The sequence below is a fragment of the Zhihengliuella alba genome (genome assembly GCF_039538765.1).
Classification (GTDB): Bacteria; Actinomycetota; Actinomycetes; order Actinomycetales; family Micrococcaceae; genus Zhihengliuella; species Zhihengliuella alba.
The window spans coordinates 91561-106718 of sequence record NZ_BAABCJ010000001.1 but is presented as its reverse complement, the minus strand read 5'-3'; the positions used below and the strand labels follow the sequence as shown (position 1 = coordinate 106718).

General features: G+C 71.5%; 12 protein-coding genes. 7 read left to right on the top strand and 5 right to left on the bottom strand.

Annotated elements, in window-relative coordinates; translation table 11 throughout:
* Nucleotides 1-57 precede the first annotated feature (57 nt).
* The 3 genes from ABD784_RS00500 to ABD784_RS00490 all read right to left on the bottom strand — a co-directional run bounded on the left by ABD784_RS00500 (nucleotide 58) and on the right by ABD784_RS00490 (nucleotide 3732).
* The gene (locus tag ABD784_RS00500; RefSeq protein ID WP_344878410.1) at nucleotides 58-1143 is read right to left on the bottom strand and encodes a metal ABC transporter solute-binding protein, Zn/Mn family; all 1086 of its coding nucleotides are present in this window, start codon (nucleotides 1141-1143) and stop codon (nucleotides 58-60) included.
* A 148-nt stretch (nucleotides 1144-1291) separates the two neighbouring features.
* Nucleotides 1292-2377: a hemolysin family protein gene (locus ABD784_RS00495; protein ID WP_344878407.1), complete on the bottom strand. Its 1086-nt coding sequence runs from the start codon at nucleotides 2375-2377 to the stop codon at nucleotides 1292-1294.
* Nucleotides 2374-3732, bottom strand: coding sequence for a hemolysin family protein (locus ABD784_RS00490; RefSeq protein WP_344878404.1), 1359 nt, complete (start codon nucleotides 3730-3732; stop codon nucleotides 2374-2376). Before ABD784_RS00490 ends, ABD784_RS00495 begins: the two co-directional genes overlap by 4 nt.
* Before the next feature lie 376 nt (nucleotides 3733-4108).
* Between ABD784_RS00490 and ABD784_RS00485 the strand changes: the two genes are divergently transcribed.
* The 4 genes from ABD784_RS00485 to ABD784_RS14320 all read left to right on the top strand — a co-directional run bounded on the left by ABD784_RS00485 (nucleotide 4109) and on the right by ABD784_RS14320 (nucleotide 10753).
* Nucleotides 4109-5818 (top strand): alpha/beta hydrolase, encoded by a 1710-nt coding sequence (locus ABD784_RS00485; RefSeq protein WP_344878401.1) that lies wholly within the window; start codon nucleotides 4109-4111, stop codon nucleotides 5816-5818.
* Between the two features lie 188 nt (nucleotides 5819-6006).
* Nucleotides 6007-9855: a multifunctional oxoglutarate decarboxylase/oxoglutarate dehydrogenase thiamine pyrophosphate-binding subunit/dihydrolipoyllysine-residue succinyltransferase subunit gene (locus ABD784_RS00480; RefSeq protein ID WP_344878398.1), complete on the top strand. Its 3849-nt coding sequence runs from the start codon at nucleotides 6007-6009 to the stop codon at nucleotides 9853-9855.
* A 130-nt stretch (nucleotides 9856-9985) separates the two neighbouring features.
* Complete coding sequence (locus ABD784_RS00475; protein WP_344878395.1) at nucleotides 9986-10591, top strand: GDSL-type esterase/lipase family protein; 606 nt, start codon at nucleotides 9986-9988, stop codon at nucleotides 10589-10591.
* A gap of 87 nt (nucleotides 10592-10678) precedes the next feature.
* Entirely contained in the window at nucleotides 10679-10753 is a 75-nt protein-coding gene (locus tag ABD784_RS14320) for a 50S ribosomal protein bL37 (RefSeq protein WP_369299107.1), read from the top strand.
* A 122-nt stretch (nucleotides 10754-10875) separates the two neighbouring features.
* On the opposite strand, the gene rsrA is transcribed toward ABD784_RS14320, so the two are convergent.
* Nucleotides 10876-11142 (bottom strand): mycothiol system anti-sigma-R factor, encoded by a 267-nt coding sequence (rsrA, locus tag ABD784_RS00470; RefSeq protein WP_344878392.1) that lies wholly within the window; start codon nucleotides 11140-11142, stop codon nucleotides 10876-10878.
* Complete coding sequence (locus ABD784_RS00465) at nucleotides 11143-11850, bottom strand: sigma-70 family RNA polymerase sigma factor (protein WP_344878389.1); 708 nt, start codon at nucleotides 11848-11850, stop codon at nucleotides 11143-11145. It abuts the gene before it with no gap.
* Nucleotides 11851-12075: 225 nt separating this feature from the next.
* On the opposite strand from ABD784_RS00465, the gene ABD784_RS00460 reads away from it, so the two are divergent.
* From ABD784_RS00460 to rsgA, 3 genes are read left to right on the top strand one after another with little or no spacing between them, the layout of a single operon-like run.
* Complete coding sequence (locus tag ABD784_RS00460; RefSeq protein WP_344878386.1) at nucleotides 12076-12594, top strand: DoxX family protein; 519 nt, start codon at nucleotides 12076-12078, stop codon at nucleotides 12592-12594.
* Complete coding sequence (aroA, locus tag ABD784_RS00455) at nucleotides 12584-13984, top strand: 3-phosphoshikimate 1-carboxyvinyltransferase (protein WP_344878383.1); 1401 nt, start codon at nucleotides 12584-12586, stop codon at nucleotides 13982-13984. The genes ABD784_RS00460 and aroA overlap by 11 nt, the downstream gene beginning before the upstream one ends.
* Complete coding sequence (gene rsgA / locus ABD784_RS00450) at nucleotides 13984-15090, top strand: ribosome small subunit-dependent GTPase A (protein ID WP_344878381.1); 1107 nt, start codon at nucleotides 13984-13986, stop codon at nucleotides 15088-15090. The genes aroA and rsgA overlap by 1 nt, the downstream gene beginning before the upstream one ends.
* Nucleotides 15091-15158: the final 68 nt, after the last annotated feature.

The window sequence follows — 15158 nt, the reverse complement described above, 5'->3', positions numbered from 1 at the left end:
CTCGCGGTTCCGCTCGACGTCGCCGGGGGGTTGGCGCCCGAGGGCGGGGTGGGAGGATCAGCCGGCAAGGGCCGCCTCCAGGGCATCGAGGTTCGTGGACATCCAGTCAGCATAATCCTGATCGTCCGGGAGCGTCTCGGTGAGCTCGACGACGGGGACCCCCGCCTCCTCGGCGGCCGATCGCACGGCCTCCGTCTGGGGGCTGGCGCTCTGCGGGTTGTACGCCAGCACGGCGATCTCGCCGGCACCCAGGGCGTCGATCAGCTCCTTCTGGAGCAGCGGCGGCACCGACTCGCCGGCCTCGACCGTCTCGCTGTAGCCCTCGGGGGTCGCGTCCGCCAGGCCCGCCTCCTCCATCAGGTAGAACGGGAGCGGCTCCGTCATGGCGTACTTGCGTCCGTCCGCGGTGGCGGAGAGCTCCTGAACGCGGGCCTCGAGCGCCTCGAGCTCCGCCGTCAGCGCGGCGGCGTTCTCCTGGTACGTCGACTGCCCCTCGGGATCGGCGGCGACCAGTGCGGCCGTCACCTCCTCGACGGCGGCCTGCATGACGTGGAAGTCGTACCAGACGTGCTCGTTACCCTCCGCGTGGGAGTGCCCCTCGTGGCCGTGACCGTCATGGCCTTCCTCGGCCCCCTCTTCGGCCTGCCCGTCCGCGGCGTGGTCGTGCTCGGACTCCTCCGCGGCGTGGTCGTGCTCTTCATCCTCCGCGGCGTGGTCGTGCTCGGCCTCCTCCGCGGGCTCCTCGCCGGCGGCCTCGCCGTCGGAGTGGGCCGTCTCGGAGAGCTCGAAGACGGTGACGACACTCGCTGGGTCGACATCGGTGTCGGCGATCAGCTGCTCCATGAAGGAGTCGTAGCCTCCCCCGTTGGCGATGACGACGTCGGCTTTGGAGACGGCCAGCTTGTCCTGCACCGTGGCCTCGTAGGAGTGCGGATCCTGCGCCACCGAATCGACGATCGAGTCGACCTCGACGCCGTCGCCGCCGATCTGCTCGGCGATGTCGCCGTAGACGCTCGTTGAGGCGACGACCGTGATACCGGCGTCGTCCCCGCCGCCGGAGGCGGGGTCGGTGGAGCAACCGGCGAGGACCAGGGTCCCGGCGGTGAGACCGACGGCGAGGAGCGGGAGGGGACGACGGCGCACGGAATGGCCTGCCTTTCGCATCGGCGCGGCGGGAGACGTGTCCCCCGCCGGCGCGAGTTCGAGAATGGGGCGTCCGGGCGGGGGTCGAGCCCCGGCCGAACGCCCCTACCCTACATCACATGCGAATGATTTTCATTTAGGCCGGCGGCTACGGGGTCGCGGCACTCGACCCGCTCGGGCCTCCCCGGCGCCGCGCGCCGCGGGACTGCGTGGCGTCGCGGATCTCGCCGACCAGTACCTCGATCACGTCCTCGAGGAAGAGGATCCCCCGGGTCTCCCCCTCGGCGTCGATCACGCGCGCCAGGTGCGAGCCCGTGCGCTGCATGACCGAGAGCGCGTCCTCCACCTCGGCGTCGTACCCGATGTTGGCCAGCGAGCGCAGGCGGGTGACCGGGATCGGGTCGTCGGAGCGGTGCGGGGGGATGCTCATGACGTCCTTGAGGTGCAGGTAGCCCGCCAGGTCGCCGCCCTCGTCCTCCATCACGAAGCGGGAGAATCCCGTCCTGCCCACGGCTCGCTCGAACTCGGTCGGGGTCGTGGTGCCCGGGAGGGCCACTACTTCGTGGAGCGGGACCATGAGCCCGCCGGCCACGTGCTCGGAGAACTCGAGCGCCCCGGAGATCACCCCGGACTCGTCGTCGACCAGGCCCTCCCGCGTGGACTCGGCGACGATGCTGTGGACCTCCTCGAGCGTGAACGTCGACGTCACCTCGTCCTTCGGCTCGACGCGCATCAGGCGCAGCAGGCCGTTGGCCACCCAGTTGAGCAGCGCCACGACCGGGTAGGACACCTTGGAGAGGGCGACCAGCGGAGTCGCCAGCAGGACCACGGCGCGGTCCGCGACGGAGACGGCGATGTTCTTCGGGACCATCTCGCCGAACGTCACGTGCAGGAAGGTCACCAGCAGCAGTGCGACGACGAAGCCCGCCGGTCCGGCGACGGCGTACGGGACGCCGACGGCCTCCAGCGGGCCGGCGACCAGGTGGTGGATCGCCGGTTCGGCGACGTTCAGGATCAGGAGGGAGCACACGGTGATGCCCAGCTGGCAGACGGCCAGCATGAGCGAGACGTGCTCCATCGCGTACAGCGCCGTCCTGGCCCGGGGGTTGCCGGACTCGGCGAGGGGCTCGACCTGGCTGCGGCGCGCGGACATGACCGCGAACTCGGCGGCCACGAAGAACGCGTTGCCGATCAGCAGGACCACGAGCCAGAAGATGCCCATCCAGTCGTTCATCGCGTGCTCCCCTCCTCGTCGGCGCGGCCGTCGACGGCGCCACGCTCACGGTCCGCCTCGTCGCCCGGGGTGGGGACGAACCTGACCCGGTCCACACGGCGTCCGTCCATGCGGACGACCTCGAGCGTGCCGTAGTCGCACTCGACGGAGTCCCCGACGGCGGGGATGCGCCCGAGCTGGTCCATGAGGAAGCCGCCCACCGTGTCGTAGGCGGCGTCGTCAGGGATCGTCAGGCCCTTGATCTGCTCCCCGACCTCGTCGGGCCGGAGCAGACCCGGGAAGTACCAGTCCCCGCCGGCGGCCTGGAGGACGCCGGGCAGCGTCCGGTCGTGCTCGTCCGCGACGTCCCCGACAATTTCCTCGACGAGGTCCTCCAGCGTGACGATTCCGGCGGTCCCGCCGTACTCGTCCAGGACGACGGCGACCTGCAGGTTGGCCTCCCGCAGGTCGGAGAGGAGCGAGTCCAGATGCACCGTCTCGGGGACCGAGATGATGTCCGACATGATGTTGGCGGCCACCAGGCCGGCCCGCTTCTCGCGCGGGACCGAGACTGCCTTCTTCACGTGGGTGACGCCCAGGATGTCGTCGGCCGACTCGCCGATGACCGGGAAGCGGGAGTAGCCGGTGCGGCGGGCGAGCCCGATGACCTCCACCAGCGGCTCGTCCGCGCGCACGGCCTCCATGCGCGGCCGTGGCGTCATGACGTCGGCCGCCGTCCGCTCGGAGAACCGCAGGGAGCGGGAGAGGAAGTTCGCGGTGTCCCGGTCCAGCGTCCCCAGATCGGCCGAGCGGCGCACGAGCGAGGCGAGCTCCTGCGGGCTCCGGGCGCTGGAGAGCTCCTCCTTGGCCTCCAGCCCGAACCGGTGCAGGACCTGGTTGGAGAACCCGTTGAGGACCACGATGGCCGGGCGGAACACGGCGGTGAACATCAGCTGCGGGCGGGCGAGCGCCCGGCCCAGCGGGAAGGCCTTCGCAATGGCGAGGTTCTTGGGAACCAGCTCGCCGATGAGCATCGAGAGCAGCGTCGCGAGCACCATGGCCACGATGAGGGAGACGGGAGCGGCCGCCGAGCCGAGGCCCCAGCCCTCGAGCACGGGCGTCAGGAGGCGGCCGACCGATGGCTCCATGACGTAGCCGGTCAGCAACGTGGTGACGGTGATGCCGAGCTGGCAGGCGGAGAGCTGGGTCGAGAGCGAGCGGAGGCAGCGCAGGAGCGGCTCCGCCTTGGTGTCGCCGGCGTTCACGGCCGCGCGGACGCTGCCCTGGTCCAGGGCGACGAGGGAGAACTCGACGGCGACGAAGAACCCGGTGCCGAGGATCAGGAGGAGGCCGAAGCCGAGGTAGAGGAATTCCATCTCAGAGCTCCCCCCGCGATCCTGCCGGGGCGGACGCGGGCAGGGCCCGTCTGGAGGGCTCCGAGCTGGACGCGTCACCGGACGCGTCCTCGGTGACCGGGCTGTGGTCGGGGCGGACCGACGGGCCCGGCGCGGCGTCGGAGGCCGCTGGGCCGGAGGCGGCCCGGTGGGAGGGGGTGTGGTGGGAAACAGAGACTGGGGCGATGCCGGCACTTCGCGCACCCTTTACGGTAGCGACGGGCCGGCCAAGAGAGTGACTGTCCATAAGGCCTCCAGTCTAGAGGCAAAATCCGATGCCTTGCAGGTGTCCGCGACACGCCCTGCCCCGGCGGCCGGGCGGCCTGCCGCGCTCGGCCGACGGCGCCTACTGTGAGGCATGGCCACTTTTCCGAAGGCGCGCTCCCCCCGGGGCCGGTCGCCCCGGAGCCCCTGGGAGCGCAGGGATCGTTTCGCCGTCGACGGGCTGCAGGTGGACGTCCTCTCCACCGGGCGGCTCCGCGGCTCGGACGCGCCCGTGGTGCTGGTCCACGGGATCGGCGTCTCGCCGCGGTACTTCGAACCGCTCGCGGCCGTGCTCGCCGCCCGGACAGCCGTGCACGCGATCGAGCTCCCGGGCTTCGGCACCACCCCGCGGCCGCGCCGCACGCTCTCCATCCCCGAGTTCGCCGACGCCGTCGCCGGGGCCCTGCGCCGAGCCGGCCTCGACGAAGTCGTCCTGGTCGGGCAGTCGATGGGCTGTCAGATCGCGGCCGAGGCCGCGGCCCGGCACCCGGGGCTGGCCGGGACGCTGGTGCTGCTCGGCCCCACGGTGAACGACCGGGAGCGGTCCGCGCCGCGCCAGGGACTCCGGCTCGCCCAGGACATGCTGCGCGAGTCAGCGGCGGCCAACGCCGTGGTCCTCTCCGACTACTTCCGCGCCGGGCCGGTCTGGTACTTCCGCACCCTCGGGGCGATGCTCGAGCACCGCCTGGAGGACGCCCTGCCCCGGGTTCGCTGCCCCGTGCGCCTGGCCCGCGGAGCGCTGGACCCGATCGCCCCGCCGGACTGGCTGGAGCGCCTCCGCCGGGTCAGCCCCGGAGCGGCGGTCTCCGAGGTCCCGGGCCAGGCGCACCTGGCGATGTTCGGAGACCCCCGCGCCGTCTGCCGGCTGTGCCTGCCCGCCGGCCGCGGCGCAGACGACGCCGCGGCGGCACCGTCTGCCCCCGAGGTCCAGCGGCCCCGGCGACGGGAGCCCCGGCGACGGGAGCCCCGGCGACGGGAGCCCCGGCCCGCGGGTGCCAGCCGCCGGCGAACGGGCTGGCGGGGAACGGGCTGGCGGGGAACCGGCTGGCGCAGGGCGCTGGGCTGGCTCCGGGAGCGTGTCCGGCTCGGAGTGGCCTGGGCCCTCGACTACGCGTACGTCGGGTACTGGCAGGTGCACGGCTTCCTCTTCCCGCGGGAGGCCGCGGCGTACGCGCGACGGCCGGAGGGATCCGCGAGGCAACCCGTGGTGCTCCTGCCCGGGATCTACGAGAACTGGCAGTTCATGCACCCGGTCGCCGAGCACCTCCACCGGGCCGGGCACCCCGTGCACGTCGTCTCGCGGCTGGGCTACAACCGCGGCACGGTCCCGGCGATGGCCGCCCTCGTCGCCGCCTTCCTCGAGGAGCGCGGGCTGCACGACGTGATCCTCGTGGCCCACAGCAAGGGCGGGCTGATCGGGAAGTACCTCATGACGATGCCGGGCGCGTCCGACCGCGTGTCCCGGCTCGTGGCCGTGAACTCGCCCTTCTCCGGTTCGGTCTACGCCGACTTCTTCCTGATCCCGAGCATCCGGGCCTTCTCCCCCAGGAACGCCACCCTGCGGCAGCTGCGGGAGAATTTGCACGTCAACGAGCGGATCACCAGCATCTACGCCAGCTTCGACCCCCACATCCCCGGTGGCAGCCGACTCGCCGGCGCCACCAACGTCGAGCTCGAAGCCATGGGGCACTTCCGGGTCATCGGCGACGCGCGGCTCCTCGCGGCCCTCGACGACGCGATCTCGGACGACACGCCGCACGACGACGTCTCCCGGCCCGCGCAGACCCCGCCCGAAGGGGGCTGACCAGCCGGGCGACGGACCGCGCCCGGACCGCTCGTCGCAGGGGGAAACGCCCCCGCCTCGTCGCCCCCGCGAAGATTCGCAACGGCGCCGCGATTGTCACTAGACTGGCTCGAGGTCCAAAACTGCACTGTAGCGGGATGACCGCGCGGTGCTTGCGGCGAGGCAACCCAAGGAAGAGGCGTATCAACGTGCCAGATCAACCGCACCACCAGCTGACGGAGGAATTCGGAGGCAACGAGTGGCTTGTCGAGGAGCTGTACCAGCAGTACCGCAAGGACAAGAACTCCGTCGACAAGAAGTGGTGGGACATCTTCGAATCGTTCGAGGACGGCAGCGACGCCGCCCCGAGCCGGGAGGCAGCGACGCCCGCCGAGGCCGACACGACGAAGGGATCGGCCCAGTCCGCCCCGCGTGCGGCGGCCACCCACGCCCGCGTCGTCGACTCGACCAGGGCGACCGCCGACGCCTCGAGCGAGTCCACCGCCGAGGAGTCCGCGAACCGCGTCCCCAGCGAGCCCGGCAAGAGCGACGCCGGGGCGAAGGGATCCGACGCCAAGGCCCCCGCCGAGGATGAGCCGAAGGAAGAGGCGAAGAAGCCCGCCAAGGCCGCGCCGATCCCGGCCGAGCTGCCCAAGTCCGAGCCCGTCGAGTCGACGGAGGAGGACAAGGTCTCCCCGCTGCGCGGGCCGGCCAAGGCCATCGCCACCAACATGGAGGCGTCGCTGACCGTCCCGACGGCCACGACGGTGCGCGCCGTCCCCGCGAAGGCGCTGATCGACAACCGCATCGTCATCAACAACCACCTCGCCCGCGCCCGCGGCGGCAAGGTCTCCTTCACGCACCTCATCGGCTTCGCCGTCGTCCGCGCCCTGAAGCTCTTCCCCTCGCAGAACGTGACGTACGCCGAGGTCGACGGGAAGCCCGCCGCCGTGCAGCCCGCGCACGTCAACTTCGGCATCGCGATCGACCTCCCGAAGCCGGACGGCTCGCGCATGCTCGCGGTGCCGAACCTCAAGAAGGCCGAGACCCTCAACTTCACCGAGTACTGGAACGCGTACGAGGACCTGATCCGCCGCGCCCGCAGCAACAAGCTCACGGCCGACGACTACGCCGGCACCACGGTGTCCCTGACCAACCCCGGCGGCATCGGCACCGTCCACTCCGTGCCGCGACTGTCCAAGGGGCAGGCCACCATCGTCGGCGTCGGCGCGCTGGAGTACCCGGCCGAGTTCCGCGGGGCCGCAGAGAAGACCATCGCCAACCAGGGCATCGGCAAGATCATCACGCTGACCTCCACCTACGACCACCGCGTGATCCAGGGCGCCGGCTCCGGCGAGTTCCTGCGCATCGTGGAGAGCCTGCTGCTCGGCGAGCAGGGCTTCTACGACGAGATCTTCGAGGCCCTCCGCATCCCGTACGAGCCCGTCCGCTGGGTCGCGGACAACCAGGTCGACGTGGACCTCGAGGTCAACAAGATCGCGCGCATCCAGCAGCTGATCCACGCCTACCGCGTCCGCGGCCACCTGATGGCGGACACGAACCCGCTCGAGTACGTCCAGCGCCGTCACCCGGACCTGGACATCCAGACCTACGGCCTGACGCTCTGGGACCTGGACCGCGAGTGGGTCACCGGCGGCTTCGGCGGCAAGCCCCGCCTCAAGCTGCGCAAGATCCTGGGCGTCCTGCGCGACTCCTACTGCCGCACCACCGGCATCGAGTACATGCACATCCAGGACCCGGTCGAGCGCGACTGGTTCCAGGACGAGCTCGAGCACGAGTACTCCAAGCCGACGCGCGAGGAGCAGCTGCGCATCCTCGGCAAGCTCAACGCCGCCGAGGCGTTCGAGACGTTCCTGCAGACGAAGTTCGTCGGCCAGAAGCGCTTCTCCCTCGAGGGCGGCGAATCGCTGATCCCCCTGCTGGACGCGATCATCTCCGACGCCGCGGACCAGGGCCTGGACGAGGTCACCATCGGCATGGCCCACCGCGGCCGGCTCAACGTGCTGACGAACATCGCCGGCAAGACCTACGCGCAGGTCTTCCGCGAGTTCGAGGGCACCCAGGTGCCCGGCTCGGTCCAGGGCTCCGGCGACGTCAAGTACCACCTGGGCACCGAGGGCAAGTACGTCTCGGACCACGGCAACGAGACCAAGGTCTACCTGGCGGCCAACCCGTCCCACCTCGAGGCCGTGAACCCGGTGCTCGAGGGCATCGCCCGCGCCAAGCAGGACCGGCTGAACAAGGGCAGCGACGGCTTCTCCGTCCTGCCGATCCTCGTCCACGGCGACGCCGCGTTCGCCGGCCAGGGCGTGGTCGCGGAGACCTTGAACCTGTCCCAGCTGCGCGGATACCGCACGGGCGGCACCATCCACGTCGTGGTGAACAACCAGGTCGGATTCACCACGGCTCCGACAGCGTCCCGCTCCTCCGTGTACTCCACGGACGTCGCGAAGATGATCCAGGCCCCGGTATTCCACGTCAACGGGGACGACCCCGAGGCCGTGGTGCGCGTGGCGCAGTTCGCGTTCAAGTACCGGGAGAAGTTCAACAAGGACGTCGTCATCGACCTCGTCTGCTACCGCCGCCGCGGCCACAACGAGGGCGACGACCCGTCGATGACCCAGCCGATGATGTACAACCTCATCGAGGCGAAGCGCTCCACCCGCAAGCTGTACACCGAGGCCCTCGTCGGCCGCGGCGACATCACGCAGGAGGAGGCCGACCAGGCGCTGCGCGACTACCAGGAGCGTCTCGAGCGCGTCTTCTCGGAGACCCACGCCGCCCAGACGTCGCCCATCCCGGTCATCAGCGCGGACGGCACGGTCAACGACCTGGAGCTGCCGGACTCGCAGCGCGACGAGGGCGTGTCCGGCCACCGGTCGACCGCCATCAGCGCCGAGACGCTCGCCCGGATCGGCGAGGTCCACACGGAGATCCCCGAGACGTTCACGGTCCACCCGAAGCTGAAGGCGCTGCTGGAGCGCCGGCACAAGATGGCCACCGAGGGCGGGATCGACTGGGGCTTCGCCGAGATGGCAGCGTTCGGCTCGCTGGCGGTCGAGGGCGTCCCGGTGCGCCTGGCCGGCCAGGACTCGCGCCGCGGCACCTTCGTCCAGCGCCACGCCGTGTTCCACGACCGGTCCAACGGCGAGGAATGGGTGCCGCTGCAGCACCTCTCCGACGACCAGGCCGACGTGCGCATCTACGACTCGCTGCTGAGCGAGTACGCCGCGATGGGCTTCGAGTACGGCTACTCGGTCGAGCGCCCGGACACCCTGGTGCTCTGGGAGGCGCAGTTCGGCGACTTCGTCAACGGCGCGCAGACCGTGATCGACGAGTTCATCTCCTCGGCGGAGCAGAAGTGGGGCCAGCGCTCGTCGGTGGTCCTCCTCCTGCCGCACGGCTACGAGGGCCAGGGGCCGGACCACTCCTCCGCCCGCATCGAACGCTTCCTGCAGATGTGCGCCGAGGACAACATGGTCGTCGCCAACCCCACCACGGGTGCGAACCACTTCCACCTGCTGCGCCGGCAGGCCTACGCCCGGCCGCGCAAGCCGCTGGTGGTCTTCACCCCGAAGCAGCTGCTGCGCCTGAAGGCCGCGGCCTCCTCCGTCGAGGACTTCACCCAGGGCGAGTTCCAGAAGGTCATCCCGGACGCCGGCGAGCTGGACGCGACGCAGGTCAAGCGCGTGGTGCTGGTCTCCGGCCGCCTGTACTACGATCTGGCGGCCGCCCGGAAGAAGGCCGAGGACGGGACGACCGCCATCCTCCGCGTGGAGCAGCTCTACCCGCTCCCGGTGGAGGAGATCCGCGCCGAGCTGGCGAAGTACCCGAACGCCGACGTCGTCTGGGCCCAGGACGAGCCGCAGAACCAGGGCCCCTGGCCGTTCATCGGCCTGAACCTGGCGGACCAGCTCGACCGTGAGCTACAGATCGCCGCACGCCCGGCCTCGGCGTCGACGGCGGCGGGCTCGCACAAGCGCCACGAGGTCGAGCAGGCCACCCTGCTCAACCAGGTGTTCTCGCACCAGGGCTAGCAGGCTGGAGCACGAGGGGGACGGACGCGGCCGCGTCCGTCCCCCTCGTGCTCCGTGCCGGCCACGCCGACACACTCGACTACCAGGGCGCGTTGCTAGGGTTGCCCTAACCCCACCAGAAAGGTCATTCGTGGAACAGCGCATTATCCGCCTCGTCGCGGTCGGCGACGAACTGCTGGCCGGGCACGGGGATCCGCGGGCACTCGGCTGGTACGGCCGCGTCCTGGCCCGCACCCAGAACGACGACGTGCGGATCGAGAGCTTCCAGCTCGCCTCGCCGCGGGAGGGCACCGAGGCGCTCGCCCAGCGCTGGCTGGCCGAGGCGGGGCCCCGCTTCTCCGAGGCAGCCGAGAACCGCGTGGTCATCGCGCTCTCCGACGCGGACCTCGACGGCGACCTCTCGACGGCCCGGAGCCGGCTGAACCTGGCGAACATCCTCGACGCCGCCTCGCAGTCGAGCATCAAGGCCCTGGTGGTCGGTCCTCCCCCGAGCCTCGACGCCGAGCGGAACAGCCGCCTGGCCGAGCTCTCTGCCGCCTACGGCGACGTCACGAGCCGCCGGCACCACGCTTTCGTGGACACGTTCTCCCCGCTCCAGAACCACCAGCAGTGGCGCTCGGACCTGGCGGCGAACTCGGGCATGCCGGGGCAGGCCGGCCACGGTCTCATCGCCTGGCTCGTCCTGCACCGGGGCTGGTACCAGTGGCTCGGAATCGCCGAGCCATCCGTCGGCTGAGGACGCGCCGCGTTAGGACCGGCCCCGCCGGTATGGAAGACTAGTGGGCAGTCCTTTTCGGATGAACGATCGAACGAAGGAGTCACCATGAGCAAGCGAGCTCGCAAGCGTCGCGACCGCAAGCGTGGCGGGGCGAACCACGGCAAGCGTCCCAACAGCTAGGCAGCACCTCGGCGGGACTCCTCCCGCCGCGAAGCGCAGGAGGCCGGCACCAGTCGAACTGGTGCCGGCCTCCTGCGTCTGCGGCGAGACCCGTCGCCCCTCCGGGCAACGGCGTCCACGGATCAGCCGTGGCCCACCTCGATCCGGATCTCGCTGATCCGCAGCATGATCCGGCTCTTCAACGTCTGCGGAGCCGTGTCCGTGCAGCTCCGCCGCACGACGGAGCGGATGATGCACTCGAGGTCGTACTCCTGCGCGCACTCCGAGCAATGCTCCAGGTGGCGCTTGACGTCGTTCAGATCCTCCTTGGACAGCGCACCGTCCAGGTATTCGTAGAGGCGCTCGATGCGCGTGTCATCGCAGTCGCCCAGCGAGTTGCAGTCGCCCATTTACTTCTTCTCCTGCTCAGTGCCCGTCGTTCCGGCGCCCGTTGCCTTCTTGCCTGCCGTCTCGGTGCCCGCCGTCTTGCCGCCGCCGTTCCGCCGCCCCACTCCGCGCTCGGCGGCGTAGTCCGCCAGGAGTTCGCGCAGCTGCTTGCGGCCGCGGTGGAGGCGCGACATGACGGTGCCGATCGGCACGCCGAGGATCTCGGCGACCTCCTTGTACGCGTACCCCTCCACGTCCGTGAAGTAGACCGCGAGCCGGAACTCCTCGGGAATGGCCGCGAGCGCGTCCTTCACCGCCGAGTCCGGCAGGTGGTCCAGGGCCTCGGCCTCCGCGGACCGCAGCCCGGTGGACGTGTGCTCGGCGGCCTGCGCCATCTGCCACTCCTCCACCGTGTCGGTGCTCGAGCGCTGCGGCTCCCGCTGCCGTTTCCGGTAGAGGTTGATGTACGTGTTGGTCAGGATCCGGTAGAGCCAGGCCTTGAGGTTGGTGCCCGGCTTGTACTGGTGGAACGCCGAGTACGCCTTCGCGTAGGCCTCCTGGACGAGGTCCTCGGCGTCGCTGGGGTTGCGCGCCATGCGCAGGGCTGCCGAGTACAACTGGTCGACGTACTGCAGCGCATCGGCCTCGAAGCGGGCGTCCCGCTCTGCGTCGGTCTCCGCCACGGCTCCGTCGGAGTCCGCTGTGATCAGGCCATCTGTTGAATCGGTCATCGCCGCCCAGTCTACGCTCGGGCTCGGCGCCTCCAACAGGACTCCTCCTGCGCGCATCCCCACCTCACTCCCGGTGCTCCGTCACCCGGCGGTCCGCCCGGTGTTCTAGAGTCAACGACCGGCCGACGCTGGCTATTCCCTGAGTACCCGTCATCCTGGGGCCCGGCGCCGGGAAAATCTGCAAGACTAGTGCCGACAACGCCGCCCCAACCAGTTGGAGGAAGAATGTCTGCCATCCGCGTGCTCGCCCGCCCTCTCCTCGCGTCCAGTTTCGTGTATTCCGGGTACGAGCGACTGACCAAGCCGCAGGAGACCGCCGACAACCTCCGCGGCAGCCTGGAGAAGTTCGCGGCCAAGGTCCCCCAGGTCCGCTCGCTCGCGGATCGGCCGGAGGCCGTCGCACGCCTGCTCGGCGGCGTGCAGCTGGTGGCGGGGCTGTTCTACGCGCTCGGCAGGTGCCCGCGCCTGTCCGCGGCGGCGCTCGTCGTGTCCTCGCTCGTCGGTGCCGCCGACGACTACAAGGACCTGTCCACCACGGACAAGCTCAAGACCGTGTCCCTCTCGGGCGGTGTGCTCCTGGCCGCCGCCGACACGAACGGCGCCCCCTCCGTCGCCTGGCGCGCCCAGCACCTCGGCCGCAGCGCCCGCAAGGACCTGACCAAGGCCGGCCAGAAGGCCTCCCGCACCGTCCGCCGCAGCGCCAAGAGCGCCGCCAAGACCGCCGAGGGCATTCTTGACCACTGACGCGCACGACGCGCCCAGCACCCCCCACGCCACGGCCGGTTGGCCCGCCCCGCGTGCCCGGTCCGGTGTCGACGCGACCGTCGTGGTCCCGGCGTCGAAGTCCCTGACGAATCGCTACCTGCTCCTGGCGGCGATCGCCGACGGACCGTCGCGGCTGCGCAAGCCGCTCCATTCGCGTGACTCGGTCCTGATGATCGCGGCGCTGCGCGCGCTGGGCGCCGGGATCGAGGAGATCGACGGGAGCGGCCCCTACGGCCCGGACCTCGCCGTCACGCCGATCGACTTCGCCCGCGAGGCCCACGGCTCCGTGGCCGTGGACTGCGGCCTGGCCGGAACGGTCATGCGCTTCGTGCCGCCGCTGGCCGCGCTCACCGGCCTGCAGGCAGCCTTCGACGGGGATCCGCACGCCCGCACCCGCCCCATGAGCCCGGTGGTCGACGCGCTGCGCCAGCTCGGCGTCGAGGTCGACGACGACGGGCGGGGCTCGCTGCCCTTCACGGTCGCGGGCGGGCGGCTCGCCACGGCCCCGGCCGACGGGCCCGCCCGCGTCCGGATCGACGCCAGCCAGTCGTCCCAGTTCGTCAGCGCGCTCCTCCTCGTGGGCGCACGGCTGCCCGGGGGCCTCGTCGTCGAGCACGTCGGCGAGTCCGTCCCCAGCCTCGACCACATCGGCATGACGGTCGAGGTGCTCCGCGCGAGCGGCGTGGACGTCGACGCGTCGGCGCCGTCGTCGTGGCAGGTGGCCCCCGGGGCCGTGCGCGCGTTCGACGTGGAGATCGAGCCGGACCTCTCGAACGCCGGACCGTTCCTGGCCGCGGCGCTCGCCACCGGCGGCACCGTCCGGGTCCCGGGCTGGCCCGAGCGCACCACGCAGGTCGGGGACCAGTGGCGGAGCATCCTGGCACGCATGGGCGCGGAGGTGGAGTTCGACGGCGGCGTGCTGACCGTCCGCGGCACCGGTGCCATCCACGCGGCGGACCTCGCCGACACGTCCGAGCTGGCCCCGACCGTCGCCGCCCTCTGCGCCCTCGCCGATGGCCCCTCGCGGCTCTCGGGGATCGCGCATCTGCGCGGGCACGAGACGAATCGGCTCGAGGCCCTGGTCGCCGAGATCAAGCGCCTCGGCGGCGACGCCGAGGAGACCGAGGACGGCCTGATCGTCCGCCCGCGCCCGCTGCGGGGCACGCTGGTGCGCAGCTACGCCGATCACCGCATGGCCACGTTCGCCGCGATCCTCGGCCTGGCCGTGGACGGCGTCGTCGTGGAGGACATCGCGTCCACCGGCAAGACCATGCCCGAGTTCCCCGACCTCTGGACCGATCTGGCCGCGACGGCCGAGCGGCCCAGACCGCCGGCGGAGGCCGGTTCGGCGCGGGCGAAAGGCGCCTGATGGGGCGGAGGCACGAGGACTGGGACGAGTCCTCCGTCCGGATCCGTCCCAACAAGCGGGGCACGCGCCCGCGCACCAAGGACCGGCCGGCCCACTCGGACGCGGTCCGGGGGCGCATCATCACGGTGGACCGGGGCCGCTACACGGCCCTCGTGGACGAGGGCCTGGCCGAGGAGCGCCTCGTGATCGCGGCCCGGGCCCGCGAGCTCAACCGCCGCCCCGTGGTCCCGGGTGACTTCGTCGGACTGGTCGGGGACACGTCCGGCCAGCCCAACACCCTCGCCCGGCTCGTGCGGATCGAGGACCGGAAGACCGTGCTGCGCCGCAGCGCCGACGACACCGACCCGGTGGAACGCGTCGTCGTCGCGAACGCCGACCAGCTGGTCATCGTCGTGGCCGCCGCCAACCCGGAGCCCCGCACCGGGTTCATCGACCGGGCGCTCGTCGCCGCGTACGACGCCGGCATCCACCCGGTCCTCTGCGTCACCAAGGCGGACGTCAAGGACCCGGCGGGACTGCTGGCGAACTACACGCACCTGGACCTGGACATCGTCGTGAGCCGCAGCACCGCGGACGAGGCGAGCGGCGTCGACGCGCGCTCCGCCGAGGGCGCGTCCGCCCGGCTCGAGCGGAGCGCGCTCGAGCGACTCCACGAGCTGATGGACGGGGAGGTCAGCGTGGTCCTCGGCCACTCGGGCGTCGGGAAGTCGACGCTCGTCAATGCCCTCACGGGGGCCGAGCGCGCGACCGGGGGCGTCAACGCCGTGACCGGCCGCGGACGCCACACCTCCTCCTCGGCGCTCGCCCTGCGGATCCCCGATGCGAGCTCCGGCACCTGGATCATCGACACGCCCGGCATCCGGTCCTTCGGGCTGGCGCTCGTGGAACCGGACCGGATCCTGGAGGGCTTCGAGGATCTCCTGCCGGGCTCGGAGTCCTGCCCGCGCGGCTGCACCCACGCAGCGACCGAGCCCGGGTGCGGGCTCGACGCCTGGGTCGCGTCCGGGGAGGCGGGCGACCACGGGCCCGAGCGGCTCGCGTCCTACCGGCGCCTCATCGGCGCCGAGGACACGGAGTCGGCCAAGGAGCTCGGCACCGTCCAGTAGCAGACGTCGCCGGCGGGAGTCCCGCGGCGGTCGCCCGCGGCCCGCTCCCCCGCCGGAGGCGCCGCCGC

Bases quoted from the DNA above. Each gene is read 5' to 3' on its own strand.
- ABD784_RS00485 (WP_344878401.1), top strand. From the start codon at position 4,109: ATGGCCACTTTTCCGAAGGCGCGCTCCCCCCGGGGCCGGTCGCCCCGG.
- ABD784_RS00465 (WP_344878389.1), bottom strand. From the start codon at position 11,850: ATGACCGATTCAACAGATGGCCTGATCACAGCGGACTCCGACGGAGCC.
- ABD784_RS00460 (WP_344878386.1), top strand. From the start codon at position 12,076: ATGTCTGCCATCCGCGTGCTCGCCCGCCCTCTCCTCGCGTCCAGTTTC.
- ABD784_RS00490 (WP_344878404.1), bottom strand. From the start codon at position 3,732: ATGGAATTCCTCTACCTCGGCTTCGGCCTCCTCCTGATCCTCGGCACC.
- rsgA (WP_344878381.1), top strand. From the start codon at position 13,984: ATGGGGCGGAGGCACGAGGACTGGGACGAGTCCTCCGTCCGGATCCGT.
- rsrA (WP_344878392.1), bottom strand. From the start codon at position 11,142: ATGGGCGACTGCAACTCGCTGGGCGACTGCGATGACACGCGCATCGAG.
- ABD784_RS00495 (WP_344878407.1), bottom strand. From the start codon at position 2,377: ATGAACGACTGGATGGGCATCTTCTGGCTCGTGGTCCTGCTGATCGGC.